Here is a 24392-nt window from a genome sequence, read left to right as displayed (position 1 = left end):
GCGGCTCCCCCTCGTCCGGAACCGGAGTCACACCCTCGCCCGGAAACGGCGTCGCCCCCTCCGGAGTCCCGCTCTCGGCCGGAACCTGCGCACCAGGCCGAGTCCGTACCGCCCGCGGGCCCCGCACGACAGGCGACTCCGCCGGCGCCGCGGACGTCCGCTCCCCCCGCTCCGCCCCAGCCGCCCACGCAGTCCCAGGTGTGGCCCCCGCAGTCGCAGGCGCAGGGGGGATGGCCCGCACCGGTGGCGGCACCGCCTTACCCCCAGGCCGCTCAGCAGCCGCAGGCGGAATGGCCCGCACCGGTGGGGACACCGCCTGGCGGCCCGTCCTCCCAGACGGGTCCGCCCGCGCACGCGATGGCGCCGGCTCAGTCCGGGACGCCCTGGCCCGCCACACCACAGGCGCCCCCGGCTGCCGCCCCTAACGGGACCGTCCCGCCACAGACGGCTCCGTTCCAGGCCAATCCGGTCCCGTCGGCCCCGGAGGCCCCGCATCATCCGGGCGTTCAGCCCCAACCGACGCCGGCCGGCCCGCCCCCCGGCGTTCCCGCTCCGACCGCGAACGGCTGGACCCATCCGCAGCCGGAGAACGTGCCACCGGCGGCCGCGCCCACGGCCGCCAAGCGTGGCCGCGTGATCGCGGTCACCTCCGCGAAGGGTGGTGTGGGCAAGACCAGCGTGACCGTCAACCTGGCCGTCCACGCTGCCCGCATCCTGCAGTCCGTGGGCCGGGCCGACTCGGTGGTGCTCGTGGACACCAATTTCCAGCAGGCAGATGTCGCGCGCTATCTGAACGTCAAATCACCGACGGTCGTCGACCTTCTCCGCTCCCCTGGCGACATCACGTCCGAGACCATACGGAACCACCTCGCCCACGTGCCGCAGATCGGCCTTTACGCTCTGCTCGGCCCGCCCGAAGCCATCACTGCCGATCCCTCGCTGATCAACTCATTGCCGTATCAGCGGATCCTCAACACGCTGCGCAAGACGTTCGACTTCGTGTTCATCGACACGCCGGTGGCCGAGGTCTACCACACCACCTTCACCGATCTGGTCCTTCCCAGCGCCGACGCCATCCTCGTTCCGGTCGAGCCCAGTCGGGTGACGTTGGAGTCGGTCCAGTCCTGGCTCCGGGCGATCACCATGCCCCGGCACTCCAGGGGAGGCGGAGTCCCCCCGGAGAAGCTGTCGCTCCTCCTCAACCGGGCCCGCGTCGACGTCGACTGCAGCCCGGAGGACGTCATGGATCTGTTGCCGGGCTGGCGTTTCGTGGGAATGATCCCGGAAGATCACGAATGGATGCGAGCAGCGAACAATTACCAACCGATCGCACTCCGCGCGGACCCGGAACTGGACGCCGCGTTCCGCAGCATCCTGCAGACCCTCACCGAGGACCCGATCTTCGGTACCGCACCGATTCAATCGTCGGCGAAGACCGTGTCGGGCCGGTTCAAGAAACTCCTGGGCCTTAGCTCCGACTGATCAGTTAACGCGGACGACGCATTAATTCTGGAAGGACCCCGACAACCATGGCATCTTCACAAGGTGACTCCAGCGGAGTCGACTTCTGGACCACCCTGGGCATCGGTGAGGACGGCTCCGACTCGCTTGACGCGGAAGAATCGCGGGGCGAGTCCGGGAACGGCAAGAAGGCCGCTTCCAAGCGAGGTGAATCGGCGGACGACACGTCCGAAAAGACCCCCGAATCCAGACAGGTCGCGGTCGCCGAGCGACCGTCGTCGGCGAAGCAGAAGCGGTCCAAGCGGAAGGCCCCCGCGAAGCGGGTGGAGGTCAACCCGGAGGCCACGATTCGAGAGGGCCAGGCCGAGTGGGCCGCGATGTTCTCGTCCTGGAATCCGCAGGCCGAGAACGCCGCGCCCGGGCAGGACGCCGCCGAGCAGACCACCGCCGAGCCCGTTCCACCCGCTGCACTCGCCGCACCCGCCGCACTCGCCGCACCCGCCGCAGCGGCAAATCCGACGGGCACGGAGGTCCCGAATCCGCCGACGCCCACGGAACCGCCCGCGCGGGAACCCTCGGTACGGGCCGAACCGGAGTCGGCGCCCGATCCCCGGGCGACGCCGATCAAGCCGCCCCCCAGGTCGCCACAGGCCGAACCGGCGGCACCGCGTCGGCCGGCCGACGCGGTGCCCGCGGAGGTGCCGGCAGACCTACCCGCGGCGCCGGGACCTCGCGCGTCCACGCAGGACTCACCGCCCGAGGCGCACCCCGGTCCGACGCCGCAGCGCCGGGCCCGCAGCCATGAGGAGACGGCCACACCGGTCAGGTACGAGTCGCCGACGTCGGTACGGATAACGCAGCCCGTCCAGTCAGCCGAACCGGGCCGTCCGGCGCGGCAGGGACCCGACTACGGCCTCGGCCCCTCAGCCCCGCCGCAGAACTCTCTGGTGGCGCATGCCCAGGCACCGGCGCCCCAGCCGGGGGCACTGGTGGGCTCGCTGCTGCACGGCTGGCGCGACCTCGCGGAACTGTGGCGCGACGAGCGCGTCCACGAGGTGCACATCCGCGGCACCCAAGTGATGATCGCCGGCACGCTCGGTGTCTACCAGATGCCCGACTTCAGCAGCCTGAGCGCCGCCCAGGACGCCGTCCAGGCCATGGCGCAGGCGGGCGCCCGGGTCAGCCGCGTCGGTGACTCGATCATCATCGCCCGGCGGCATCGGGTGAGCCCGAGCCCGGCGTCGCTCATCACGGCCGGTGTCCTCAGCGAAGAGCAGGTCTCCCAGGTCCGGACGGCGCTCGAGCAGTTGCGGGCGGTGACCTTGACGGGGCCGGCCGCACCGGTCGTCATGCGCTCACTCGCCTCGCTGGTACCGGCGGGCAGCCGTGTCTTCGAAGGACCGTACGGGGTGTTGCCGACCGGCTGCGTCACCACGGCGAGCCCGCTGGACGCCGACTATGTCATCGGGGTACGCCCGGGGGCGCTGGTCGAGAAGATGGCCGCGGCGGGTCAGATCGGCGCGCTGATCGCCAACCCCGAGACGCGGTTCATACCGACGGTGGAGCTGATGGTGTCCGGACGGTCGGCCGCGCTGGGGAAGGTCACGGCCCGCTGATCGTCTGCCTCTGATCAGGGCCTCACGGCACCCGCTCGAAGATTTCGAGGACCCGGGCCCGAGCCACGGCCTCGACCAGCGGGGCCGTGAGGCCGCTTAATGGAGTGCGCCGCGCCGTCGCGGAAAGCCGAGCGTAGGGGACGTCCCTCCGCCGGCCGGCGGATCCGCGCGGCACGAACCCGCGCACCGCGTCCACCCAGAGCGTGCCCCCCGAGGTCTCCGCCACGCGAACCGGCCGGGTGCCGGGGGCCGCGGAGAGGCCGCCCAGCCTCCAGCCGGTTCGCCGGGCGGCGTCCGCGAAGGCGACGACCTGGTCCAGGTCACGCCGCAGCCGTCGCAGATCGGCGCCGCTGAAGGACACCGGCAGAACACCGAACGCGACGGCGCTGCGGCAGCCGAGCCGATCGGCGATCTCGACAACCCGATCCAGCACGCTGCGGTGCAGGAGACCCGCCTGCTCTCCGTCCACGACGAGTCCCACCATGTTCAGCAGGCGCTGTGATCGGGTGATCGCTTCCTCCGTTCGGCCGGAAGGTCGGCGGCGAGGATCCGCTCAGGCCGCGCACATGTTGATCACGCGATCCGAGTTCAGGATGAAGTTCGCCGCCTCGTCCGGAGTGATGTCGAGCACGTCGACGGCCAGCCGGACCGGACCGGCCTTCTCCGGGTCGCAGCGGTGACAGCGGGCTCGGTTGTCCCCGAACACCTTCACCGACGGGCTCTGGCCACCGTCGCTGTGCCTGCCCGGGCGAGGGCAGTACCACAGGCCCCGCTCGTCGGGCGAGGAGCCGAGCCGCCGGAGCAGCTCCCGGATGTCGACCGCGTTGGCCTCGGCGAGCCGGCGGTTCCGCGCCGAGACCGGGACCGGAGGCACCACCTCGGCGCCCTTCCGCGCGGCCCGGAACTCCTGTCGAAACCGTGCCGCCTCCCGACGGACCGCCTCAAGGTCGATCCCCTGGTTCGGGTCCTCCTTCGAGACGGGGACCGGTTCGGTTCCGGTGGACAGATAGGGGAACCGGTCGTCCGCCCGCCGGCGCAACGCGGCGACGAGCACGAACATCGCCAGCGCCTCCCGGGCCGAGCCCGGCGGCACCATCCGGAGACGTGCCGCGTAGCGGATCACCGACGCCGCCTCGGGGCTGACCAGCCCCTGCTCGCCGGCGCCGAGCTGCACGGTGGGGACTCCCTCCGCCGTCGGGCCCCCGACCTGAGCCCAGACGAGGAACTCCGAAGGCTTGCCGGCGTCGACGAAGGTCTCGGCCTGGCGATCCAACCGGGAGAACTCCAGCACGGTCCCGTCGGCGTAGGCGTCGATCCGCCGCCCGGCGAATCCGCACAGCGCCGCGTACGTGGCGAGGCCGCTGATGCCTTCCGGCGCCAGGAAGACGACCCGGGCCCGGAAGTCGGCCGGCGTCAGCCCGCTGGCCCGCAGACCGTTGATGACGGAGGTGATGGCATCACCATCGCCCGGAACGAGGTCGACCGTCTTGGCCACGTTGGGAACGGGCGGCGACCCGGCGGTGCGGATGGCGAGCACGTAGTCGGTCAGCTTGTTCATGAATCTCCTTTGCGGTCACCCCCGACGGCATTACGCCTGACTGTCCTGTGCGGCACGCGACCCGCATGTGCCCTTTTGGATACTTGCCGACCTGGCGTCCTCACAGACGGTCCGATCAGGAGGGTGAGCACCGGCCCGGGCGGCCGGTGCCACGCCTGGCCAGTCCGGCCAGGCGTTCGACATTACCGCCGACCGGCCCGCCGGTCAGCGGCAGGACACGAAAACGAGGCACAGTGGCTCCTACGACGAACATTAAGGAAGAGTTCTACGTCCGGCGCCTCTTCAACAACGACGTCCCGGTGTTCGTGGACGCCACCCGGTATGTCAAACAGGACCTCCCCTACCCGCTCAGCGCGAAGAAGTCCTTGAAGGCGACCTGCGGCGTCCGGACCGACGACGAGGTCGTCGCGTTCAGCGTGCGGAGCTACACCAGCAGGCAGGCGGAACGTGAGGTCGAGAACGTCGAGACCCAGGCCGGTGGAAAGGTGGTCTCCCAGAACATTCTCCACCTGCGGATGCCTCGGAAGACGTTGCACGGTCTGAACGAGACCGCCCGCGAGCTGTCGGCCGTCCTGGGCGACGAGGTGATCGTCGAGTTCGGTGAGACGCTGTACGTCCTCCAGCTGTCCCGCACCGGCGGCGAGGGCGAACTGAAGCTCGTCGGCAAGTTGGACCGGTCCGATGCGGGATATGTCCGATCCAAGGTCGACGAGACCGACGTCGAGTTCGAGCTGCCGATCAGTGGCGTCCGCCTCCGTATCTTCATGCGCTCCCCGATCCGGGAACGCATCCTCGCCTACAGCTTCGGCGGCTATCTGACCCGCAAGCCGGGTGAGATCGAGACCATCACCCGTGCGACGGCACTGACCCTGAACAACGTCCTCGGCCTCTCGACCTTCCGCATGCTGTCCGGGCTGGAGACCGTCGACGTCCCGGCGCTGTCGCCGGAGGCCGGCCGGCGGCGCCAGCCCTCCGCGCGGATCGCCTTCGACGTTCCGGTGATGCTCTTCACCCCGGACAACACGCCGGCGGCCCGGGGACACATCACCGCGGAGATCGACCTGGACGGCGTCGATCCGGTCACCGGCGGGCTGCAGATCGTGGTGAGTGAGAACGACCGGCTCGAGTGGAACCCGGCGCTGGCCGGCCAGGCGAAGTTCCAGGCCTACGAGCAGGTGCTCGCGGAGACCATCGCCTCCGTGGTCCACTCGGTTCTCGGCGCCGACAAGGTCCGCGACATCGCCTACGACATCATGCTGTCGGAGCTCAAGCCCGAGGCCGTCGCCGAGATCCAGGCGGCCACCGGAGACTTCCCCGGACTGGCCGCCAACCCCGCTCAGGCCGAGGTCCGGCCGGTGCAGCCGGCACCCGGCGTTCCGGTCGCCTGATGACGGCGGGCACGGATCCCGGCCCGGCACCGGTCCGGGATCCGTGCCGGGCACCGGCCGGCACGCCTCACGGCGCGCTGGGATGCCAGATGATCGAAGAGAGCGTCAGCAAGGCGCTCAGGCAGATGACGGCGAAGGTGACGAGCCTGGCGCTCAGCAACGGGCCGTCCACGCGCGGCAGCCGGTCCATCCAGGCCGTACGCGTCGTTCCGCCGCCGCCCCCGTCGTCGTCCGCGTCGTCGCCGTCGTCGAGGAACCAGGTGTTCTCCACCCGCTGCGGGGAGCCGTCCTGGGCGGCACCGCTCGCGGGCACCCCCCACCCCGAAGCCGACGGGGCCGGGCGGGTGTCGCTCGCCGTCACGCCCCAGCCCGAAGCCGAGGGAGCCGACCCGGTGCCGCTCGCGGGCGCCCCCCAGCCCGAAGCCGACGGAGCCGAAACCGTATCGCTCGTGGATACGTTCCAGCCGGAGGCCGACGGCGCCGGTCCGGCATCGCGCGCGGGTGCGTCCCAGCCCGAAGCCGACGGCGCCGGTCCGGTGGTCCCGCCCGCCTGCCGGTCCGCCGTTCTTCCGCTGTCCCCTGCGGCAGTACCGCCCGGCGCGGCTCTCGGGGGCGCGTCCCAGCCTGACGCCGAAGGGGTCGAACCGGTGCCGCCCGGGGGCGCGTCCCAGCGCGAAGCCGAACGCGCCTGCGCGGCGGTCCCGTCCGTCTGTCGGCCTGCGGGTGCCGCGGTGTCCGCTGCGGCGACACCGCCCGGCTTGGCTCCCGGTGGCGCGACGTCCATCCCGTTCCACGTGTCGGACGAGTCCCAGCCCTGGCCCTGCGACCCGCTCGACGGCGGGCCGGCCGGTGGGTTCCGTGGCGTGGCCGGCGCCTTCTCCGTCGCCACCGGCGGCTTCTTCACGGTCGCCGATGGCTTCTTCGCCGTCACCGGGTTCTGCGGCGGCGCCGGTGACTTCTTCGCGGTCACCGGCTTCTGCGGCGGCGCCGGCGGGTCCTCCGAGGAAACGGACGGGAGGGAAGCGCCGAACTCCGCTCCGCCCCACGTGGCCGAGGGCTCGTTCGCGGTCTCCTCGGTGTCGTCAATGATGATCCAGGAGTCCTCCTCTGGAGGCTCCGGTCGGGCCGCCCCACCCTGGTCGTTCATCGGTTCCTCCTCAGGCGACTTCGGCGATCGGCCCGCGCAGTTTGGCCAGCGCCTTCTGCTGGATCTGCCGTACGCCTTCGCGCGAGAGCCCGAGCCTGTCACCGATGAGATGGAGGGGCTCCTCCGGTTCGCCGTCCAGCCCGAACCGGCGGGTCAGGACATAGCGTTCGCGGGCGTCGAGGCCCGGCAATCCATGGTCGCTGACCGTACGCAGGTCGAATCGGAGCAGCACCTCATCCTCAACGCTCGGTGACGGGTCGGCCAGCCGTTCCGCCCACGGGGTCTCCTCTTCGCCGGAGCCGCCGCTCGGCGCATGCAGGCTGTCCAGCCTGGGCGCGTCCAGGACACGGCGCACCTGGGCCTCCGTGGTCCCCGCCCGCCGGGCGATGTCCGCGTAGTCGTAGGGGGCATCCGGCCCGAACTGGGCGGAGAACGCCTGCGTGGCCGCCAGGATCACCGGGCGCTTCTCGAAGTCGCCGGGATTGAGATTCGGGTGGTCGGCGTCTCGTACCGCACGCAGGACCTCCCGCTGGATCGGCTTGAAAGCCCAGCTCGAGAAGGGGCCGCGGGACGGGTCGTAGGAGGAGATCGCCCAGAGGAGGCCGACCTTCCCGGCGCTCTCGAAGTCCTCGCTGTGCTCGTTGCACTTCGAGGTGAACATCGCGACGTACCGGCGCACGAGGCCGTAGTTCGCGGTCATGATCTCCAGGGTGACGTCTTCGAGTTCACGTTCGGCCCGCCGCAGCGCGACCTCGGAGAAATCGTCGATCTCGCCGGCGTCGACCTTGGCGCGCAGGTCCGCGAGCAGCTCCCGCACTCGTATGCAGCGGGCGAAGAGCTCGTCATTGCGGCTGCGGTAGTCGTCGTTGGCCCGGCGCTCACCACCGGACGGCTGCACGATGTCCAATCCCGGTCCTCCCGAAGCTAGTGCCGCACCCAGTTCTAAGGTGATCAACCGGGCTTTGGCCCCAAAATTGGAGGAGTGTTGACACGCCGGGCGAACGGGTGAAGGCGCTCCGTACGGGACGGATGCGCCGTCCGGCGCTAGTCGCGGCAGCGAGAGTCCAGGTGGAAGGCAGTGTCAGCCGACCGTCGTGAGCCGACGCGCGATCGGGGACGGCAAACGTCGTTGACAGAAAATTGATCTATCGTGGACCTGCCGTTGATTCGGCGGTGACCGGATGGCAGTCAACGGTCAGGAACGTCGTCAAGGCATGTAGCGGCGGCCTCCGTAACCCCCGCCGTAACCCCCGCCGTAGCCTCCGTACTTAAACATCCCGTCGTCGAAGAGCAGGGAGTAGACGGCGTAGACCACTACCCCCATGGCCGCCAGGCCGCCTAGGCCGATCCCGACGCCGCCGACGGACTTCAGCGGCGTCGCCGCCGCGGTGCAGACCTCGTGCTTGCACACGGCGTCCTTGTGGTTCTGGAGCCACTTGTCGGTCGGTGAGGTCACCCGGACATGCGGAGCGCGGTCGATCAGCACCGCCGTCTGCCGTACTCCGTCCTCCTCCGCCGTGGCCCCCGGCTTGAACTCCTTGCCGAGGTGGATCGCGCGCCGGTCTCCGTAGATCGCGTCGGTGACCTTGCCCTCGAACCATGACCGGTTGGCGATGCAGATCAGCGCGACGATGCCCATGAGCGCCACGAACCCGGCGCCGACGAGCACGCCGCCGCAGCCCAGCCTCCTAGCGCGGTAGTACGGCACGAAAAGATCTGTCCGGAGTTAAACGGCACGGCAACCCGCCGACGGGTCTGTTTCTTCTTCGCGCGCCCCCGCACGCCATGGTCTCGTCTTGCCAACGCCACACCGTACGGGGGCGGCGGCCGCGCCGGACGGCGTCGATGCCCTCCTGGACCTGGACCGCGATAGCCGCCAACGGGCACGCCGTCTCCGAGACGTGACCCGAGTCATCCGCGTCTGGGGCGGTCAGGCGTTGCCGCTTCCGGTCTGCTCCGTACGGTCACCCATGTCCGATTCCAAACGAACGGACCGTACCGGGGTCTTCCCCGGGCGTAACGCGACAAGAGGCGAATAAAAATGAAAAAACTTGACTTGTCGCGCCTAATCGGCGTGACGGCACTGATCCTTGGGATGGTGTCGACGGTCTACAGCAACGTGCAGCTGGTCGTTCTCAAGGCGATGGGATTCTCCTCGCTGATGAGCATCGGCTGCGTCACCGCCATCGGCGGGGCCTTGGTCCTTCCCCTCGCATTCAGGGCCGGGTTCTCCCCGCGACGGTTGTGGCGGGCAATCGTGACCTTCATGGTCGTCAACATGGCGCTCAACATCTTCTACGTGCAGGGCGCCATCAACTGCTCACTCGTGGTGTTCGGCGCCGTAGAAGTGGCGGGCACCCTGATCACGGCACTGCTGATCGGTTTGTTCGAGCCGGTCGCACGGCACGTGATCAAGCAGCGCACGCTGCGGGGCTTCGAAGGGCCGTTCGCCACGAGGGCGGACGTCCAAAAGGTCGCGTGGGCGCTCGTGACCCTGCTCGGCGTCATGCCCCTCGTCCTCCAGCCGGGTGAGGGGGCCGCGGGGGGCCACACGAACCTGTTCGGGATCGTCTGTGCCGGCCTGACCGGTGCCGGTGTGGCGGTCCGGACCGCGATGACCAACAAACTCAAGAAGGAGTCGCAGGATCTCGTTCGTGGGTGGTCCGGCCTGGCCGCCGGGCTCGGACTGATCGTGATCGCGCTGTTCCATGGCGCGAGCATGCCTGAAATGTCGGGCGGGTTGCTCATCGCCGTGCTGTCGGCGGCCATGACCAACACGGCCATCCCGACGGCCGTCGAGGTGTTTGCGCTGCGCAAACTGGCAAGCGCAGTCACCGTCAACGTCATCCTCGCGACCGCTCCGGCGGTCGCTCTCCTGATCGCCTGGCTGGAGGCCGGCCCGGCGCCGGACGCGATCAAGATCGCAGCCATCTTCGTGGTGGCGCTGGGAGCGGTCATGGTCGCTAGGTCCGAGGCCAAGCAGGCGGCACTCAAGGCGTTCAACGGCAACGCCGCCAAATCGACCGACGAGCCGACCGACGAGCCGGCCGCCGAGCCGGGCGCCGAGCCGGGCGTTCCCCTGGGAACGTCCGGGAGCAGGTCGCCGAAGCCGGAGCGCGGGCAGAGGCGGCCCCAGCCGAACAGGCCCTCCGACGCACCCGCGAGGAAGCTGGAAGCCGACAGGAACAGGATCCGGAGGCGCAGGGCCCGGGGGTCCAAGAACAAGCACTGACCGAGAAAGGGAAGAGCCACTGAAGAACAGAGGCCCCGGGGGAACCCGGGGCTTCACCGTGTTCGGGCGCGTACCGGCACGCGCAAATACCCCGAACACGGCTCAGCCCCGGGGATTCCCCCGGGGCTGCGGTTCACTTCCGGCGCTCCAGTGCCTTCAGTCAGTGCTTGTTACGGGCCTTCTTGGGCCGTCGGCCCTTCGTGCCCACCCGGGCGTTCTTGCGCCCCCGGGCCTGCGCCTTCTCCTTCCGACGCCGCTTCTGCAAGGAGTTCGACCTGCGCTGCGGCTTCGGCTGCCTCTTCTTGACCTCTTCTTCCTCGGGACTGTCATCGCCCGGCCTCGGGGCCGCCAGCCTGGAGGTGAAGTGCCCCGCCTTCGCGGCGTTGTGCTCCTCCTTCGAACCCGTGAAGAGGGTGGTGATCACCGAGACGGCGAACATGACGGAGATGCCGATCAGGATCCAACCTCCGAGGCTTTGGTGCAGCACCATCAGCCCCACCAGACTGCTGAGGACGGGCCCAATGGCCGACATGACGCCGGCCACCCTCTCGGGCAGGAAGAGCCGCCCCTGCGCGACGCAGTACAGGAATGCCGCGGAGGCAGACAGGAAGCCCGCGATGATTCCCCTCACGAAGACGCCCACGGACCAGTCGACCGTGAAGAGAGTCGGTGACCCGATGGCGAGGCCGATCAACATACTGATGATCGACCCCTGGAGCTGAATTCCGGCGTTGGCCATCGCCTTGCCGGCCTTCACCAGCACTCCCGAGCACACCGCGCCGCCCAGGGCGGCCAGCACAGGCATGACCGCGACGTGTCCGGCCGAGACGACGATGACGAGAGCTCCGGCCACCGACCCGAACGGAAGCAGCAGCGGGAGCATCTTCTTCCAGTCCCACCACTGTTTCAGCACGACCCGGTTGTGATTCCACCACTCGACCAGCATCGACGCGTTGATCGAGCGGAGCTTCTTGATGAAACCACCGCTCGGGAGCGGCAGTCCGACCAGCGGGAGTGCGTCCAGGAGCGCCCACGCACCGAGGATGCTCACGACGACCCCGCCCATTGCGGTAAGGGCATTGCCGCTCACAAACGGCAGCACGGCCGTGTAATGCGCCGCCAGGAGGTTTCCGCAGAGCCAGGGCGCGAGGAAGTACCCGACTGTCAGGATGCATCGGTTCCTCGGCTTCGCCTCCCACTTTTTGAACTTATCCAGGCGCTCGTGAACGAGCGACCCCTCGGTCGTGCGGCTCAGCAGCCCGTCGAAGACCCTGTCTCGCCTTGTGGTGTCCGGCGATGCCTTCCACAGGGGCTTTTCGTTGATCCACCCCATGTATACGCCGATTCCCCCCAGGATCGCGGTGATCCACGTGGAGAAGAGGTAGGTGATGGTAGTGGCCTGCACGGCCGTCACCGCGTGACCAGCCGTCAGCGGCTGCATGACGGCGCTTGCGAACTTCTGCGACACCGACCCGCCCAGTTGGACGGCGGCAGGCACCGCGTACACCATTACGGCGAAGAGCCCAAGGGCCCACCGCGTGATGGGGTGTTCGAAGAGCCGGCGAAGCCGGCTCAGTTTCTTATTACTCACTTTGCATTTCCCCTTGTTGTGTGATCGCGCACGCTCTAGCGATGCGCGGGGTCCGCCCTGCACTACTTCCGGCGTCGAGCCCGGAAGAGAGTGCGAAGCGGCTCCCACAGTGATGGTCCGCAGGGCCGCCTGGGCGGCAAGAGAACTTCAGGTGAACGCGACCCCAAGCGTCATGTACGACGAGCGGTCGCCGGACCGCGTCTCAGGGCGGAGGTCGTACCTGGCCATCGATCCGGCCGGCCTCGGCGAGATTTTCCACTGTGCCCGGTTGCGAGGAGCCCTCTCCTACGGACAGTGAGAGGTCGACCAAAGTCGCGGTACAACTCGAGGAATGAGGCTGGTCATGCTCAACGACACCACCACGGCCAAGGACACCGCCGCCGCCATCGAGCACGTGGAGGCGCTGGACGCCAAGGAGACCCTCCTGCGGAAGGAGCTCGGCAACGTGCAGCGCGTCAAGACCCTGGCGACGTGGGCGGCGCTCGGCAAGATCGGTGAGTCCTTCGCCGAGGACTTCTACCTGCAGACGAAGCGGCAGGCCGACGCCCTCGTGGAGGCCGCGAACGCCGCGGAGCGGAAGCTCCTCGGGCGCCGGAAGCTCATCGACCGGCTCCGCTTCTGGCGCTGAACCACCGCCGGCCGTACCGGCGGCTCCGAAGAACCGGCCCCTACCACCTTCATGGTGGTCAAGGGGCCGGCGTTTCTTTGTTCCGGTGATCACGGCCGGGCCGCTGGGCAACCTGCCTATGATTCCTCCCAGTACTACCATGAGGGCGATGATCACGGCGGTGCTGGGAGTTGGCGGCTGGGGGGCGTTGGCGCTCGTCGCCTGCGGGGCCCTCCCCTTCGCTACCGATGCCCTGCTCACCAGGGAGACAGCGGTACGCCTCGCCCGGCCGCTGCTCGATCTGCCCCGGCTGGCCGTGCAACGGCGGACGGCCGCCGCGGACCTGGCTCCCCTCGCCGACGACCTGCGGCGCGCCGTGCGGGCGGACCGGTTGGTGCTCACGATGTCGCTGCCCGCCGGCGACACACGGGTGGACGTGCCGGCCGACGGCCGTGGCCTGCGGCCGGATGACCACGGCGGGCTCGCGGGACTCCGCCGCGACGAAGTCCCCCATCGGATTCCCCGGCGGGCGCTGCCGGACGGATGGCGAGCCGGCGTGTACCTCGGGATCCGGACCGGTGACGGGCAGGACGCGGGTCTTCTGCTGATCGGCTGGACCCGGCCCACCGGCCCTTATCGAGCGTCCCGGATGGTCTCCGGCGTGCCGGGTGGAGCGCTGGTGGGCGCGGCCCGGGCTCTGGGCGCGTTCCGGGACGACGTGTGGGACCGCCATGACGTCGAGGAGGAACGCGCTCGGCTCAGCGCCGTCGTCGACCGGTCCACGACGGTTCTCACGGCCGCGGACGGTGAGGCGCGGCGGCTGCTGCTGGACTCCATACGGCACGAGCTGCACGGCCCGCTGACCGCGGTCCGCGGTCACGCCCAGTTGCTGGGCGCCCTGCTTCCGGACGACCCGGACGCGACGGACTCGATCGAGGCGATCCTCGACGCCGTCGAGATGATGCGCCACACCGTCAAGGGTCTTGCCGCCGTCGGCGCCTCGGATCCGTCCGCGCCGCCCGCCATGACGGCCGAACCGATCGACGTGACGGCGCTGCTACGCCGAACCGTGCGGACCATCCCGTCGGTGGCGGCGCGTACGCTGATCGACGTTCCTCCCGGTAGCACCGTACGCGCCGATCCGTGGGGGTTGCGGCAGTGCCTGCTGGCGGCCCTCGGCAACGCGCAGAAGTACGCGCCCGACGGGAAGATCACCGTGACGGCGCGCGAGGTCGATTCCTATGGCGTCATCGGCGTCGCGGACGAAGGCCCCGGCATCCCCTCTGGCGAACGAGCTCACGTACTGCGGCCGTACTATCGGACGCCCGCCGTGGGGAACGCTCCAGGCTCGGGGCTCGGGCTCTACATCGCGGACCTGCTGATGACCGCCATGGGCGGCCGGGTCGAACTGGTGACCGCTCCGTCCGGTGGCCTGCAGGTCGACTTCTGGGTCCCGCTCCCGTTAATCCGGCCACGCCGGTCAGCCCGCGAGGGCGGAGATGAGACCACGGAGCTCGTCGAGGTCAAACGGCTTCGGAAGAACGCGGGTCAGGACGCCGTCGTCCAGGTCGCCTGAGGTGCCCGCGGCGGCGGTGAGCACCAGCACGGGCAGATGCGCGGTGCGGGCGTCGGCGCGAATCCGGGCCACGAGATCGGCTCCGTCGATGTCCGGGAGCATCCGGTCCAGGATCAGCAGCCGAGGCAGGGACGCGGTGGTGAGCCGGTGCCAGGCCTCGCCGCCGTCCCCGGCCAGGTCCGCCTCATGACCAGCGCGTTCCATGATCATTTGGAGCAGTCGCCGGACGCCGGGGTCGTCGTCGACGATGAGCACCCGCATCTGATCTCCGGTCCGGTGGGCATCCGTGGTTCAGACGCTACCAGCGCCCGGCCGGTGCCACAGTTCTCAGGAGATCTCGCAGGCCGGGGAGCGTCCGCCGGCGGCGCACAGCCACTTCACCGCGTCCGAGACGGAGCCGACCGGGACGATCCGCATCGTGCCGCCCCGCGCCGCCCGTGCCGCGATGTCGCGCTGCAGGGCCGGTACGAAGAACACGTCCGCGTGGGCCGCCATCGCGGCCTTCACCTTCTCATCGACCTCTCCGACGGTGGTCACCGAGCCGTCGAGGGCGACTCCGCCCGTGCCGGCGACGTGGCGCCCTTCTCCGAGCAGACCTCCCGAGCCCAGCGCGTCGACACGGGCGAGTGTCAGGACCAGCCCCGCCGACGGGCCCTGTACGACGCCGAGCGGATAGGTGGTAGCGGCGACTCTGGGATCCACCCGTACCGCGGCGAGCGAGGCAGCCGGTATCCGCTTGATCGTGGACGCCCCCAGCGACTCGCCGGAGACTCTGGGGGCCACGAGGACGTGCACGTTCGCCGGGTCCACCGTGGCGGACGACAGATCGGTCTGGTCGCGGAGCGGTGCCAGGTGCCGGGCGTCGCCCGCGGCCAGGAGCACGTCACCGGGGTGCAGCCCGCTCGTGGCCGGCGTTCCCGTCATCCCGGTCACCTGGAGCCCGGCGCTGCCGGTCGGTGTCCGTCCGCCGGCGAGTTGAGCGGCGACGAGTGCCGCCGTGGTCTGCGACTGGTCCATCGCCTGGGCCATCGACTGACCCGTCGCCGGGCTCGCCGCCCCGCGCACCCGCACCGTGCGTTCCCCGTTGAATTCGGCCAGTGCCCACCGGAACCAGGTGCTATGCCGCACGACCACCGTCGTGACCAGCCAGGATCCCCGTTCCGGCGAATCGATCCGGATCACCGGGCCGGGTTCGATCCGGTCGTACGGCGAGCCGGTCAGGCCGAAGCCCGCGAGCATGAGCAGGGAGAGGATGACGGCGTAGCGTATGCGTCTGGTCTTTTCCCTGTCACGCGTGGTGGCATCTGCCATGATCAGCTCTTGTCGGGTTCAAGATCGCATTGGGTATTGTGAGGATCCGTGCCACAGGTTCTCCTCGTCGACGACGACCCGCGATTCGTCAAGGTGGTCGCCAGCCTTTTGAGCAGGCGCAACCTTCAGGTGAAGTCCGTGTCCAGCGGGGAGCTGGCCCGGCAGGCGCTGAGACACGGGGACATCGACCTCGCTCTGCTCGACCTCAACCTCCCCGACATCGACGGGCTGTCCCTCATCCACGAGCTGCGCGAAGAGGGAAACGACACACCCGTGATCCTGCTGACCGCGCGCAGCAAGCCGCACGAGCAGGTCCTCGGGCTGCGGCTCGGCGGCGACGACTACGTCACGAAGCCGTTCGACCCCGAACTCCTGCTCGCTCGGATCCACGCGGTGCTGCGCCGTAGCTCCGCGGCCGCCGGCCGGCCGGGCGCGGGGCGGAACGACCTGGTGGACCTGTCGCCCGTCCTGGCCGGCGGTTCGCCCGTCCTGGTCGACCTGGCGGCGCGCCAGGTCTTCAAGGACGGGGTCGCGGTGCGGCTGGCCCCGATGGAGTACGCCGTGCTGGAGTTCCTCGTGCGCAACCGCGGCCGCGCGGTCTCCAAGGAGGAGATCATGGTGCAGGTGTGGGGCACCGACCGAGGCGTCTCTCGTACGCTCACCGAGCACATCTCCCGGTTGCGCCGCAAGCTCGGCGAGGGCCTGGTGGTGACCAGGACGGGGTACGGATACATCATTCCGACCGCTCCTGACGGTCCCGCAGCCAGAGCTCAGTGACGAGGACGTTCTTCTTCTCCACCCGGCACCACATCTGGTGACGCTGGCTCTCCATGGTGGTGCGCCACCGGGCCATCCCCAGGTCGCGGCCGATTCCGTTCTTCGGACGGGCCGGCCAGGGCAGCCCGACCTGCCGTCCCAGTCGTTCGATCTCGCTCCGGGTCAGATGGGCGGAGACCGACCGTATGGTGTGGATCGTGAACTCCTCGTGCCGCCGGACCGACACCTGCTGATGGACGAGTCCCAGTAGCGCGGCATGGGTGCGGAGCACGTCCCTGACCATCTGCTCCGCGAGTCCTCCGGACCTCCGCTCCTCCTCGAGCTCTCCGAGCAGTCCGGCGAACCCGTCGATCGCCGAGGCGAGGAGTTCGGTGTCCTCCCCGGAGTTCTCGTCGGCGGCCTCGGCGAGCAGCCTCGCCGTGACCGCCGCGATCGACAACTCGCCCTTCATCCGATGGACGAGGCCCAGGACGAACCGATCGTGCCACTCCTCCGGCCGCGTCTCCCCGTCATGGCGTACGAGAAGGGCGGACGTCCTGCTCAGCGGGATCGCGGTCAGCGGACCGCTGCTGAACACGGACTGCCAGGTCAGGGCCTGGCCGGCGAGGATGAGGCTTTCCCGGTCCAGGGAGTCGTCACCGTCACCGCTCAGATCTTCGACACCGCGGGGCGGGGACCCCGCCTTCGCGTGAACGACCGTGGGAAGCATCGTCGGATGTGATCTCAGACCTCGTCCGCCGAGGCCGACGCGGCCACCGCGGCCTGATCCGCCTTGAGCCGGTCCATCGCCTTCCGGAGGTCGGTGCCGGCCTTGACGACCTGTACGTAGAGGCCGGTCAGCTGCCCGGCGAGCTGGGCGTTCAGGCCGCCCGCGCCGATGCCGCCGGAGAGCTGGTGCTCCTCGACCGCCACGACCGCGTCATCGCGTTCGACGAGGACCTCGGTGACCGAAACGGGACTCATCGCGTTGCGCAGGTAGGTCGCCCGGTCGCTGGAGTATTCGATGATCTCCAGCTTCTCCCGGCCGAACGCGCGGTTCAGCAGCCGCTCCGCGCCCTTGATCCGGCTGGCGCCCCGGCCGATGCAGGCGCCGCGGGCGTCGACCCCCAGAGTCGTCGGGGCCACGGCGACCTTCGCCTTGGTTCCGGCGACCCGTGCCACGTTCTTGATGACGACCTTTCCCGTGAGGATCTCGTCGACGAACCCCGACAGGATCCGCGCGACCAGTTCCGGCGACGTCACCGACAGCAGCAGCCGCTCCGCGCCTTCCCGCTCCCCCTCCGCGATGCCGGTGACGAGGGCGATGAGGGTGTCTCCAGGCGCCAGCGGAGGCGGTGGCGTCCCCTCGGGCAGGTCGTACGTGTCGGCGTGCAGCAGGAGCGCGCTCCAGGCCCGTCCGCTGCCGGCGTCGTAGACGGCGCAGGTGAATCCGTCAGGGCCGGTGCCCTTGATGTGCGCGGTCACCGTCGTGCCGACGAGTGGTGACTCGAGCTCGAGTTCGCTCAGGATGGTTGACACGGTCATGGACCCTCTCGTTTGGCAGGCTCTGTGTCGCCTGGTCTCACCCGCACTCTAAGGCGCGGGCTCCTGACTCCTAAAGTCCGTGCGCTGCCGGTTTCGCAACCCGGAATCGCAAGTCTTCCTCACCTTCCCTCCTCAGCCGCCCCGCCACGGCCGTGGAGCCCGGCCTCCGTCGACCGTGGGCCCGGACCTCATCCCGTCGAGCCACCCGGCCGCCCGCCGCACCCCCGCTGACGCCGCCGGTGACGGCCCGCGAAGGCGCCGGACACCCCGCCAGCTTGCGAATCACAGAAGTCACAGCGGGTGCGGTAACGAGATCGACCGCCTTCCCCACATGAAGGTGGAGTTCCATAATCGCCACACCGCAATCTCGTACGGATTCGTGCCGTCAGGAATGCCAATCTCGGATATCGCCCGTCATGATGCGACGCCCTTGAGGTCGGCTCGCCCAGGGACATCCCATCGGCCTCCCAACCAGCCCAATCAGCCAGAGAAATGGACAAACGACCAGCTTAAGCACTGGAGCACCACACCACAGATATTGACGTCAAGAACCCCCCAAAGGCGGCCTGCGTTGCGGAGCTGCAAGAACACAAAAAGGGAAGACCCTTACGACTCAGCTGTGGCGTGAGTCACTTTTCGGTTGCCAAGAAGCGCCACCAGAGGACGGTTCACATCGCTGGCAGATAAAAGGTCAGCGCTCACTTCGGACCGGGAGTTCTCATGCGACAGAACATCGTTCAGACGGCCAAGGTCACCCTCCGCAAGATGGCGATCCTCGCCGGCTGGGCCTGCAGCGTCTGCAGCACCTGGAACAGCGACGCCGCATCCCAGTGCCAGGGCTGTGGCGCCGGCAAGCAGTGACGTCGGCGCCGCCACGGCGTTGATGTAATCGAGGAGCGCTGCCACACCGGCAGCGCTCCTCTTCCCTTTTGTCGTTCAATGTCCGACCCGGCTCGGCGCCACCGCCCGTGAACCGCCCGCACGCGGGCGGCCGATTCCCTACTGTGGCCCGGCATGGGCAGCAGCTCCCGCGTCGAATTCGTCGAGGCGTCGTTCGACGACCCGATCATGATCGACCTGTACGGCGGACGGACGGCCGAACCGGCCGCCCGATCCGACGGCACCACCGACCGCCACTCGCCGGCCGAACCGGGAACGACCTTCCTCGTCGCCCGGGATCGCACGACACTTATCGGCTGCGTCGGATTGCGCTGGGTGAACGGTGCGGGAGGTCACGAAGGCGGGCCGTCATCCGCCGATCAGATCGCCGAGGTCGGCCACGTCTACGTACGGCCGGACTTCCGCCGCTTCGGAGTGTCCCGGCTGCTGCTGCGGGCTGCGGAGGACCTCGCTCGACGGCGCGGCTGCCGGACCGCGCGTCTCGTGGCCATCGACCCGCGCGACGCGGGGCTGTGCGAGTTCAGCGGGTACGTCCCCATCCAATCGTTCGGCCCGCAGCCCGTGCGAAGCGTCTGCTTCGAGAAGAGGCTGCGGGCCGAGACCGGCCGCTGACCCGGTCAGGGCGGGACCGAGACCGGCCGCTTATCCGGCTCCGGCGGGCGGCGACCTGCCGAGGCGGTCTCAGCGGGCGCCTGAGCGGCGTCCCCCGCCGAGCGGCTCAGGCGGACTCGCGGAGGGCGACCCGGGCGTGGAGGCGCCGGAGCGGGCTCGGCAGCCACCAGTTGGCCCGGCCGAGGAGCCGCATCGTCGCGGGCACCAGCAGCGCCCGTACGAGGGTGGCGTCGACGACCACGGCGACGAGCAGTCCGACGCCGATGAGCTTGATGAAGGAGATCCCCGACGTCGTGAACGCGGCGATCACGACGGCCAGCAGGAGGGCGGCGTTGGTGATGATCCGGCCGGTGCTCTGCAGCCCGGCGGCCACCGCGACGGTGTTGTCCCCCGTCCGCTGCCATTCCTCCCGGACCCGGCTGAGCAGGAACAGTTCGTAGTCCATCGACAGCCCGAACGCCACGGCGAGGATCAGCACCGGCTGCGACGCCTCCACCGTGCCGGTGGAGGTGAAGCCGAGCACGCCCGCGAGGTGGCCGTCCTGGAAGCCCCAGACCATCACGCCGAACGCGGCGCTCAGCGACAGCGCGTTCATCACCAGCGCCTTGAGCGGCAGGAGGATCGAGCCCAGCGCCGCGAACAGCAGCGCGAACGTCACCACGCCGACGAACAGGGCGGCCCGGGGCAGGACGTGGCCCAGGCTGCTCAGCATGTCCGTCAGCTGGGCCGTCTCCCCGCCGACGTACACCGTGCCCGGCGCGGGCAGCGACCGGATCCGTTCCACCAGGTCGCGGGCCTGCCGGGACTGCCGGTCGGCGCCGTACCGGACGGCGATGTGGGTCACGTCCCGGCCGGTGTCGGCGACCTCCGCCGCCGCGACCCCGGACACGGCGCGCAGCCGGTCGAGGTAGGCGTCGACCTGCGGGCGGGACACACCACCGGTCACCACGACGTCGATCGGCGAGACCGAGCCGTGCGCGAAGTCGCGGTCGAGGGCCGTCGCCACCGTACGGCTCTCGGCGCCGCTCGGCAGTGCGCGGACGTCCACGCTGCCGAAGCGGATGCCGAGGAAGGGCGCGCCGAGCGCGAGCAGCACGACCGTCACGCCCACCGCGTACGCCACGGGCCGGCGCATGACGCTGTGCGCGAGCCGGAACCACGCTCCGCGCCCTTCCCGGTCGCCCTGCCGCCGTGGCAGCACGCGCAGCGCGTCGACCCGGCGGCCGAGGACCGCGAGCAGGGCCGGCAGGACCGTGAGGGCGGCCGCCATGTCGACGAGCACCACCGCGATGCCGCCGAGCCCCATCGACCGCAGGAACATCTGCGGAAAGAGCAGCAGGCCGCCGAACGCGATGGCGACCGTCACGCCCGAGAACGCGACGGTGCGGCCCGCCGTCGCCATCGTGCGGGTGAGCGCCTCCCGTTCGGAGTCCGTCCGGCCGAGCTCCTCGCGGAAACGCGTCACGATGAACAGCGAGTAGTCGATGGCCAGGCCGAGCCCGAGCATGGTGATGATGTTGACGGCGAACGTGGACACGTCCGTGGTCATGGCGGCCACGCGCAGGACGGTGAACGCGCCGAGGATGGCGACGCCACCGATGGCGAGCGGGAGCAACGCGGACACCACACTGCCGAAGATGACCACGAGCAGCACCAGGAGGATCGGCATCGAGATCATCTCGGCGCGCGCCAGGTCCTTGGAGGTCTGTTCGTGGAGCTGGCTGTTCACGGCGACCGTGCCGCCGCGCAGCGTGGTCAGGCCCGGAGCGGTGAACCCGTCCCGGATCTTCTCGTACGTCTTGACCCGCGCGAACACGTCGGCGCCGCTCAGCCGCACGGCGACGTAGGTGGCGTGCCGGTCACGCGAGACGAGCGCCGGCGATCCGGTGTTCCAGAAGGTCGTGACACCCCGGACCCGGTCGCGGGGCAGCCGCGCGAGGGTTCCGGTGACGGCGTCGCGGAAGGCCGGATCGTCCACGGTGCGGGACGCGCTCTCGTAGAGCACGACCAGGTCTCCGGCGGGCGGGCCGATCCGCTCGTCGATGAGCGCGGTGGCCCGAGCCGACTCCGAATGCGGGTCCTCGAAGCCGCCGCTCTTGAGCGAGCCGAAGACCTGTGTGCCCCAGACGGCGGCGATGACGACGAAGACGGCGGCCGCGGCCAGCACCCACCGACGTCGGCGGTGCATCAGGCGGCCGGATGACTCGAGCATGGTCCGCTCCCCCGAGATAATGTGAGGTAACGCCGATCAGCAGAGTGAACACCGTTTACGGTGAACATCGTAAACGGAAGCATACGTCGTTAACTATCGTCAAGGAGAAGCGTGACGACCCGCCGCGAACGCCTGCGCGAGGCCACGGTGCGTGAGATCCAGGAGGCGGCGCGTCAGCACCTGCGGGCCCACGGCCCCGCGGGCATCTCCCTGCGGGCCATCGCCCGCGACATGGGCATGACCGCCCCGGCGCTCTACCGCTACTACGCGAGCCTGAACGACCTCCTCGCGGCCATGATCGAGAGCTACAAGGCGGAGATCGGCGAGGCGCTGGAGGCCGCCCGGGACACCGTGCCCGCCGACGACCTCGGCGGCCGCCTCGCCGCCGCGGCGCGGGCGTTCCGCCGCTGGGCACTGGACCACCGGCCGGAGTTCACGATGGTCTTCGGCGCTCCTCCGCCCGGCTACGAACCGCGGAGGGAGGGCGAGATCCCCTCGGCGGGCGGTCTTGGCGCGGTCTTCTTCACGCTGCTCACCGACCTGTGGCGGCGCGAGCGGTTCCCGATTCCGGCCGACGAGGACATCCCGGCCGGGCTACGCGAGCAGCTCGAGCACTTCAGCACGTCCTGCGGTCTCGACCGCGCCGGCCTGCCGCTCGGCCTGATCCGGGTCTTCGCGGGCTGCTGGGTCCGGCTCTACGGGCTCGTCGCGATGGAGGCGTTCGGGCACGTCCACTTCATCCTCGACGACGCCGAGCCGCTGTTCGAGGCGGAGCTCGCCGAGGTGTCCGCGATGCTCGGCATCGCGCGGCCGCTCCCTCCGCGTCACAGCCCTTCGGCGAGCGCCGCCCAGAACGCCGCCTCGTAGGCGTGCAGCAGGCGGGCGGCCCGCAACGCCTCCCGCGGTTCCTCACCGGCCGTCAGGCCCTGCGCGATGACGGCGGTGGCCTGCTCGGCGAAGCCGGGCGGCGGAGCGGCGAAGTACCGGAAGAAGGCGACGGCCTCCTCGGCGAGGCCGTACCCCGCCGTCAGGGCGTCCGCCGTACGCCCGCAGTAGGCGCCCCACTCCGCCAGGTTGGCCAGCATGGCGAGGGCGAGGCCGCTCCGCGTGCCGGACAGCGCGCCCCACGCGAGGTAGGCGGGGTAGGCCTGGGCGAGGGGACGCGGCTCGTACGCCCGAAGGTCCTCCTCCGTCCAGCCGAGGGCGGCGGCGAACCCCGTCAGCAGGCCCAGCGCGGTGCCCTCGCCGCCCGCCAGCGCCAGGAACAGGTCGCCCGCCGGTGGTTCGGGGAACCGGGCGGCGACGAGGGCGAAGCTGCGGCGGTCGCTGCTCACGATGTGCCACTGCTCCCCCGCCAGCCAGGCCAGCCGCTCGCGCGGCACGGCCGACGCCTCCAGGAGCTCGAGGAAGCGGTTGCCTCCCGGCGGGTTCTCCGCGCGGGCGCGGCGGACGAGGTCCTCGGCGTCGCTCATGCGGCCTCCTCCGCCGGAGCGACCAGAGGCGCTGCGCTCATGACTCGCTCGCCGCGCTCGCTCACCCCTCCACGCCACCACGCGGCGTCAGGCGCGTCAATCGGAACCCGCCGTCTCGGCGGGCCGGTTCCGACCGTCCTCGGCGGGCCGGTCCCGACGATCCTCCGCGGGCCGGACGGGAGGCCGCCCGTCCAGGCCGAGGCGCTCGCGGATCTCCCGCTGCACGGTCTCCGGATCATGCCGGGCGTCGACGGTGAAGACGTACTCCTTGCGCCGGAACAGTTCCAGGACCGGGTCGGTCTTGTCGTGGTAGTCGTGCAGGCGGGCCGCGAGCGCCTCCGGCGTGTCGTCCTCGCGGGTGACCAGCTCGCCGTTGCACACGTCGCAGCGGTCAGCTCGTTTCGGACGGTCCTCGATGAGGTTGTAGTCCATGCCGCAGACGGAGCACAGCCGCCGGGACAGGACCCGGCGGCGGACCTCGGAGTCCGGCAGGTCGAGGTAGATCACGCCGTCGATGTCGTAGCTCTCCAGGAAGAACTCGGCCTGGCGCCGGCTGCGCGGGAACCCGTCGATGATGAAGCCGTAATTCCAGTCGTGCTGCTCCAGCCGGTCGCGCACGATCCGTTCGACGAGGTCGTCGCCGACCAGTTCCCCGGCCGCCATCACCCGGCGCACCTGAGCGCCGATCTTCGTGTGCTGCTTGACGTGCCACCGGAAGATGTCGCCCACGCTGATCTGCACCAGGTCGAAGTCGCGGGCCAGCGCGGCGGCCTGGGTGCTCTTACCGCTTCCCGGCACGCCCATGATCACGTACTTCCGCATCGTCAGCAGAATGGCACAGCTCACGCTCCGCTGTCAGCCCGGATGAGAAGGGACACGCCGATCGGAGTTCCGGCTCGCTTCCACGACAGTTGCGTGCTGACCAAAACCCAGGACTAATCCCGGAGAATCGTATGCGCCCGGCAATTCTCCGAGGCTTTGCCCCGCCTTGTGGTTTCCCACACTTACGCCTCACCGGTACACCGATAGAAAGGAGGCCGAACGGAGCCGAGGAGTTGGGGGGACGTCATGGCCCGTTCCACACCGACATTCGATCCGGAGGGTCTCACCATCGAGCAGCGCTGGGGCGAGGCATGCGTGATCTGCCACAAGAAGTGGCCTCGACCACGCGTCCACGTCGGCCGGCTGCCGGATGACTCTCGTGTGTTCGCCTGCGACGACTGCGCCCCGGCGCTGCGCATTCCGGTCCAGCAGAACCGGGGCCGGCGCGCGAAGATCAGGGCTTAACCGGAAAGGAGCGTCCCGGGTCCGGGGGAGCCCGGGGCGCCCGGCGAGCCGTGCTCCCTGCGGGAGCGAGGAGCCCCGGGGGGGCTCTGGGTGGCTGTGGCGGGCGGTAGAGTCGCGAGGG

At 69.9% G+C, this 24392-nt stretch carries 24 protein-coding genes; 11 read left to right on the top strand and 13 right to left on the bottom strand.

Annotated features, from left to right (window positions below):
* Positions 1-633: 633 nt before the first annotated feature.
* Entirely contained in the window at positions 634-1482 is an 849-nt protein-coding gene (locus AB0K82_RS31625; protein ID WP_364404099.1) for an AAA family ATPase, read from the top strand.
* Between the two features lie 47 nt (positions 1483-1529).
* Entirely contained in the window at positions 1530-3077 is a 1548-nt protein-coding gene (locus AB0K82_RS31620) for a hypothetical protein (RefSeq protein ID WP_364404097.1), read from the top strand.
* Between the two features lie 22 nt (positions 3078-3099).
* Here AB0K82_RS31620 and AB0K82_RS31615 read toward each other — a convergent pair whose 3' ends face one another.
* Positions 3100-3561, bottom strand: coding sequence for a hypothetical protein (locus AB0K82_RS31615; protein ID WP_364404095.1), 462 nt, complete (start codon positions 3559-3561; stop codon positions 3100-3102).
* A 69-nt stretch (positions 3562-3630) separates the two neighbouring features.
* Positions 3631-4635: a hypothetical protein gene (locus AB0K82_RS31610; protein WP_364404093.1), complete on the bottom strand. Its 1005-nt coding sequence runs from the start codon at positions 4633-4635 to the stop codon at positions 3631-3633.
* A 233-nt stretch (positions 4636-4868) separates the two neighbouring features.
* Here AB0K82_RS31610 and AB0K82_RS31605 point away from each other — a divergent pair, with 233 nt between their 5' ends.
* Entirely contained in the window at positions 4869-6023 is a 1155-nt protein-coding gene (locus AB0K82_RS31605) for a hypothetical protein (protein ID WP_364404092.1), read from the top strand.
* A gap of 67 nt (positions 6024-6090) precedes the next feature.
* Here the strand turns inward: AB0K82_RS31605 and AB0K82_RS31600 are convergent, their stop codons facing one another.
* The 3 genes from AB0K82_RS31600 to AB0K82_RS31590 all read right to left on the bottom strand — a co-directional run bounded on the left by AB0K82_RS31600 (position 6091) and on the right by AB0K82_RS31590 (position 8878).
* Positions 6091-6336: a hypothetical protein gene (locus AB0K82_RS31600; RefSeq protein WP_364404090.1), complete on the bottom strand. Its 246-nt coding sequence runs from the start codon at positions 6334-6336 to the stop codon at positions 6091-6093.
* An 844-nt stretch (positions 6337-7180) separates the two neighbouring features.
* Positions 7181-8068: a sigma-70 family RNA polymerase sigma factor gene (locus AB0K82_RS31595; RefSeq protein WP_364404159.1), complete on the bottom strand. Its 888-nt coding sequence runs from the start codon at positions 8066-8068 to the stop codon at positions 7181-7183.
* 309 nt (positions 8069-8377) lie between these two features.
* Positions 8378-8878 (bottom strand): hypothetical protein, encoded by a 501-nt coding sequence (locus AB0K82_RS31590; protein ID WP_364404088.1) that lies wholly within the window; start codon positions 8876-8878, stop codon positions 8378-8380.
* A gap of 366 nt (positions 8879-9244) precedes the next feature.
* Between AB0K82_RS31590 and AB0K82_RS31585 the strand changes: the two genes are divergently transcribed.
* Positions 9245-10402, top strand: a complete 1158-nt coding sequence (locus AB0K82_RS31585; protein WP_364404087.1) for an EamA family transporter — start codon at positions 9245-9247, stop codon at positions 10400-10402.
* A gap of 160 nt (positions 10403-10562) precedes the next feature.
* On the opposite strand, the gene AB0K82_RS31580 is transcribed toward AB0K82_RS31585, so the two are convergent.
* Positions 10563-11993: a hypothetical protein gene (locus AB0K82_RS31580; RefSeq protein ID WP_364404085.1), complete on the bottom strand. Its 1431-nt coding sequence runs from the start codon at positions 11991-11993 to the stop codon at positions 10563-10565.
* 331 nt (positions 11994-12324) lie between these two features.
* On the opposite strand from AB0K82_RS31580, the gene AB0K82_RS31575 reads away from it, so the two are divergent.
* Both AB0K82_RS31575 and AB0K82_RS31570 read left to right on the top strand, forming a co-directional pair.
* On the top strand, positions 12325-12621 hold the full coding sequence (locus tag AB0K82_RS31575) for a hypothetical protein (protein WP_364404083.1): 297 nt from the start codon (positions 12325-12327) through the stop codon (positions 12619-12621).
* Between the two features lie 148 nt (positions 12622-12769).
* The gene (locus tag AB0K82_RS31570) at positions 12770-14176 is read left to right on the top strand and encodes a HAMP domain-containing sensor histidine kinase (protein ID WP_364404081.1); all 1407 of its coding nucleotides are present in this window, start codon (positions 12770-12772) and stop codon (positions 14174-14176) included.
* Here the strand turns inward: AB0K82_RS31570 and AB0K82_RS31565 are convergent.
* Positions 14081-14437, bottom strand: a complete 357-nt coding sequence (locus AB0K82_RS31565) for a response regulator (RefSeq protein WP_364404079.1) — start codon at positions 14435-14437, stop codon at positions 14081-14083. The genes AB0K82_RS31570 and AB0K82_RS31565 overlap by 96 nt on opposite strands.
* Positions 14438-14503: 66 nt before the next feature.
* Positions 14504-15487 carry a S16 family serine protease gene (locus AB0K82_RS31560; RefSeq protein ID WP_364404077.1) on the bottom strand — a complete coding sequence of 328 codons (984 nt, stop codon included), beginning with the start codon at positions 15485-15487 and terminating at the stop codon, positions 14504-14506.
* Positions 15488-15535: 48 nt separating this feature from the next.
* On the opposite strand from AB0K82_RS31560, the gene AB0K82_RS31555 reads away from it, so the two are divergent.
* Complete coding sequence (locus AB0K82_RS31555) at positions 15536-16264, top strand: response regulator transcription factor (protein WP_364404075.1); 729 nt, start codon at positions 15536-15538, stop codon at positions 16262-16264.
* On the opposite strand, the gene AB0K82_RS31550 is transcribed toward AB0K82_RS31555, so the two are convergent.
* A complete protein-coding gene (locus AB0K82_RS31550) occupies positions 16221-16973 on the bottom strand; it encodes a hypothetical protein (RefSeq protein ID WP_364404073.1) in 753 nt (250 codons plus the stop codon). The genes AB0K82_RS31555 and AB0K82_RS31550 overlap by 44 nt on opposite strands.
* A 14-nt stretch (positions 16974-16987) precedes the next feature.
* A complete protein-coding gene (locus AB0K82_RS31545) occupies positions 16988-17788 on the bottom strand; it encodes a hypothetical protein (RefSeq protein ID WP_364404071.1) in 801 nt (266 codons plus the stop codon).
* 720 nt (positions 17789-18508) lie between these two features.
* Between AB0K82_RS31545 and AB0K82_RS31540 the strand changes: the two genes are divergently transcribed.
* Entirely contained in the window at positions 18509-18649 is a 141-nt protein-coding gene (locus tag AB0K82_RS31540; protein ID WP_364404069.1) for a hypothetical protein, read from the top strand.
* 153 nt (positions 18650-18802) lie between these two features.
* Positions 18803-19300 (top strand): GNAT family N-acetyltransferase, encoded by a 498-nt coding sequence (locus AB0K82_RS31535; RefSeq protein ID WP_364404067.1) that lies wholly within the window; start codon positions 18803-18805, stop codon positions 19298-19300.
* Positions 19301-19406: 106 nt separating this feature from the next.
* Here AB0K82_RS31535 and AB0K82_RS31530 read toward each other — a convergent pair whose 3' ends face one another.
* Entirely contained in the window at positions 19407-21512 is a 2106-nt protein-coding gene (locus AB0K82_RS31530) for an MMPL family transporter (RefSeq protein ID WP_364404065.1), read from the bottom strand.
* Positions 21513-21623: 111 nt separating this feature from the next.
* On the opposite strand from AB0K82_RS31530, the gene AB0K82_RS31525 reads away from it, so the two are divergent.
* Positions 21624-22379: a TetR/AcrR family transcriptional regulator gene (locus AB0K82_RS31525; protein WP_364404063.1), complete on the top strand. Its 756-nt coding sequence runs from the start codon at positions 21624-21626 to the stop codon at positions 22377-22379.
* On the opposite strand, the gene AB0K82_RS31520 is transcribed toward AB0K82_RS31525, so the two are convergent.
* Positions 22337-22984, bottom strand: coding sequence for a hypothetical protein (locus tag AB0K82_RS31520; RefSeq protein ID WP_364404061.1), 648 nt, complete (start codon positions 22982-22984; stop codon positions 22337-22339). The genes AB0K82_RS31525 and AB0K82_RS31520 overlap by 43 nt on opposite strands.
* 96 nt (positions 22985-23080) lie before the next feature.
* Positions 23081-23806, bottom strand: a complete 726-nt coding sequence (locus AB0K82_RS31515; protein WP_364404059.1) for a nucleoside monophosphate kinase — start codon at positions 23804-23806, stop codon at positions 23081-23083.
* Between the two features lie 246 nt (positions 23807-24052).
* Here AB0K82_RS31515 and AB0K82_RS31510 point away from each other — a divergent pair, with 246 nt between their 5' ends.
* Positions 24053-24271, top strand: coding sequence for a hypothetical protein (locus tag AB0K82_RS31510; protein ID WP_364404057.1), 219 nt, complete (start codon positions 24053-24055; stop codon positions 24269-24271).
* Positions 24272-24392 lie beyond the last annotated feature (121 nt).

The organism is Actinoallomurus sp. NPDC052274 (genome assembly GCF_040679475.1).
GTDB classification, from domain to species: domain Bacteria; phylum Actinomycetota; class Actinomycetes; order Streptosporangiales; family Streptosporangiaceae; genus Actinoallomurus; species Actinoallomurus liliacearum.
Note: the sequence above shows the minus strand (reverse complement) of the source record. Positions and strands in the feature narration are given on the sequence as shown.

Bases quoted from the DNA above. Each gene is read 5' to 3' on its own strand.
- AB0K82_RS31620 (WP_364404097.1), top strand. From the start codon at position 1,530: ATGGCATCTTCACAAGGTGACTCCAGCGGAGTCGACTTCTGGACCACC.
- AB0K82_RS31615 (WP_364404095.1), bottom strand. From the start codon at position 3,561: ATGGTGGGACTCGTCGTGGACGGAGAGCAGGCGGGTCTCCTGCACCGC.
- AB0K82_RS31610 (WP_364404093.1), bottom strand. From the start codon at position 4,635: ATGAACAAGCTGACCGACTACGTGCTCGCCATCCGCACCGCCGGGTCG.
- AB0K82_RS31575 (WP_364404083.1), top strand. From the start codon at position 12,325: ATGAGGCTGGTCATGCTCAACGACACCACCACGGCCAAGGACACCGCC.
- AB0K82_RS31570 (WP_364404081.1), top strand. From the start codon at position 12,770: ATGATCACGGCGGTGCTGGGAGTTGGCGGCTGGGGGGCGTTGGCGCTC.
- AB0K82_RS31565 (WP_364404079.1), bottom strand. From the start codon at position 14,437: ATGCGGGTGCTCATCGTCGACGACGACCCCGGCGTCCGGCGACTGCTC.
- AB0K82_RS31560 (WP_364404077.1), bottom strand. From the start codon at position 15,487: ATGGCAGATGCCACCACGCGTGACAGGGAAAAGACCAGACGCATACGC.
- AB0K82_RS31550 (WP_364404073.1), bottom strand. From the start codon at position 16,973: ATGCTTCCCACGGTCGTTCACGCGAAGGCGGGGTCCCCGCCCCGCGGT.
- AB0K82_RS31545 (WP_364404071.1), bottom strand. From the start codon at position 17,788: ATGACCGTGTCAACCATCCTGAGCGAACTCGAGCTCGAGTCACCACTC.
- AB0K82_RS31540 (WP_364404069.1), top strand. From the start codon at position 18,509: ATGCGACAGAACATCGTTCAGACGGCCAAGGTCACCCTCCGCAAGATG.
- AB0K82_RS31535 (WP_364404067.1), top strand. From the start codon at position 18,803: ATGGGCAGCAGCTCCCGCGTCGAATTCGTCGAGGCGTCGTTCGACGAC.
- AB0K82_RS31530 (WP_364404065.1), bottom strand. From the start codon at position 21,512: ATGCTCGAGTCATCCGGCCGCCTGATGCACCGCCGACGTCGGTGGGTG.
- AB0K82_RS31520 (WP_364404061.1), bottom strand. From the start codon at position 22,984: ATGAGCGACGCCGAGGACCTCGTCCGCCGCGCCCGCGCGGAGAACCCG.
- AB0K82_RS31515 (WP_364404059.1), bottom strand. From the start codon at position 23,806: ATGCGGAAGTACGTGATCATGGGCGTGCCGGGAAGCGGTAAGAGCACC.
- AB0K82_RS31510 (WP_364404057.1), top strand. From the start codon at position 24,053: ATGGCCCGTTCCACACCGACATTCGATCCGGAGGGTCTCACCATCGAG.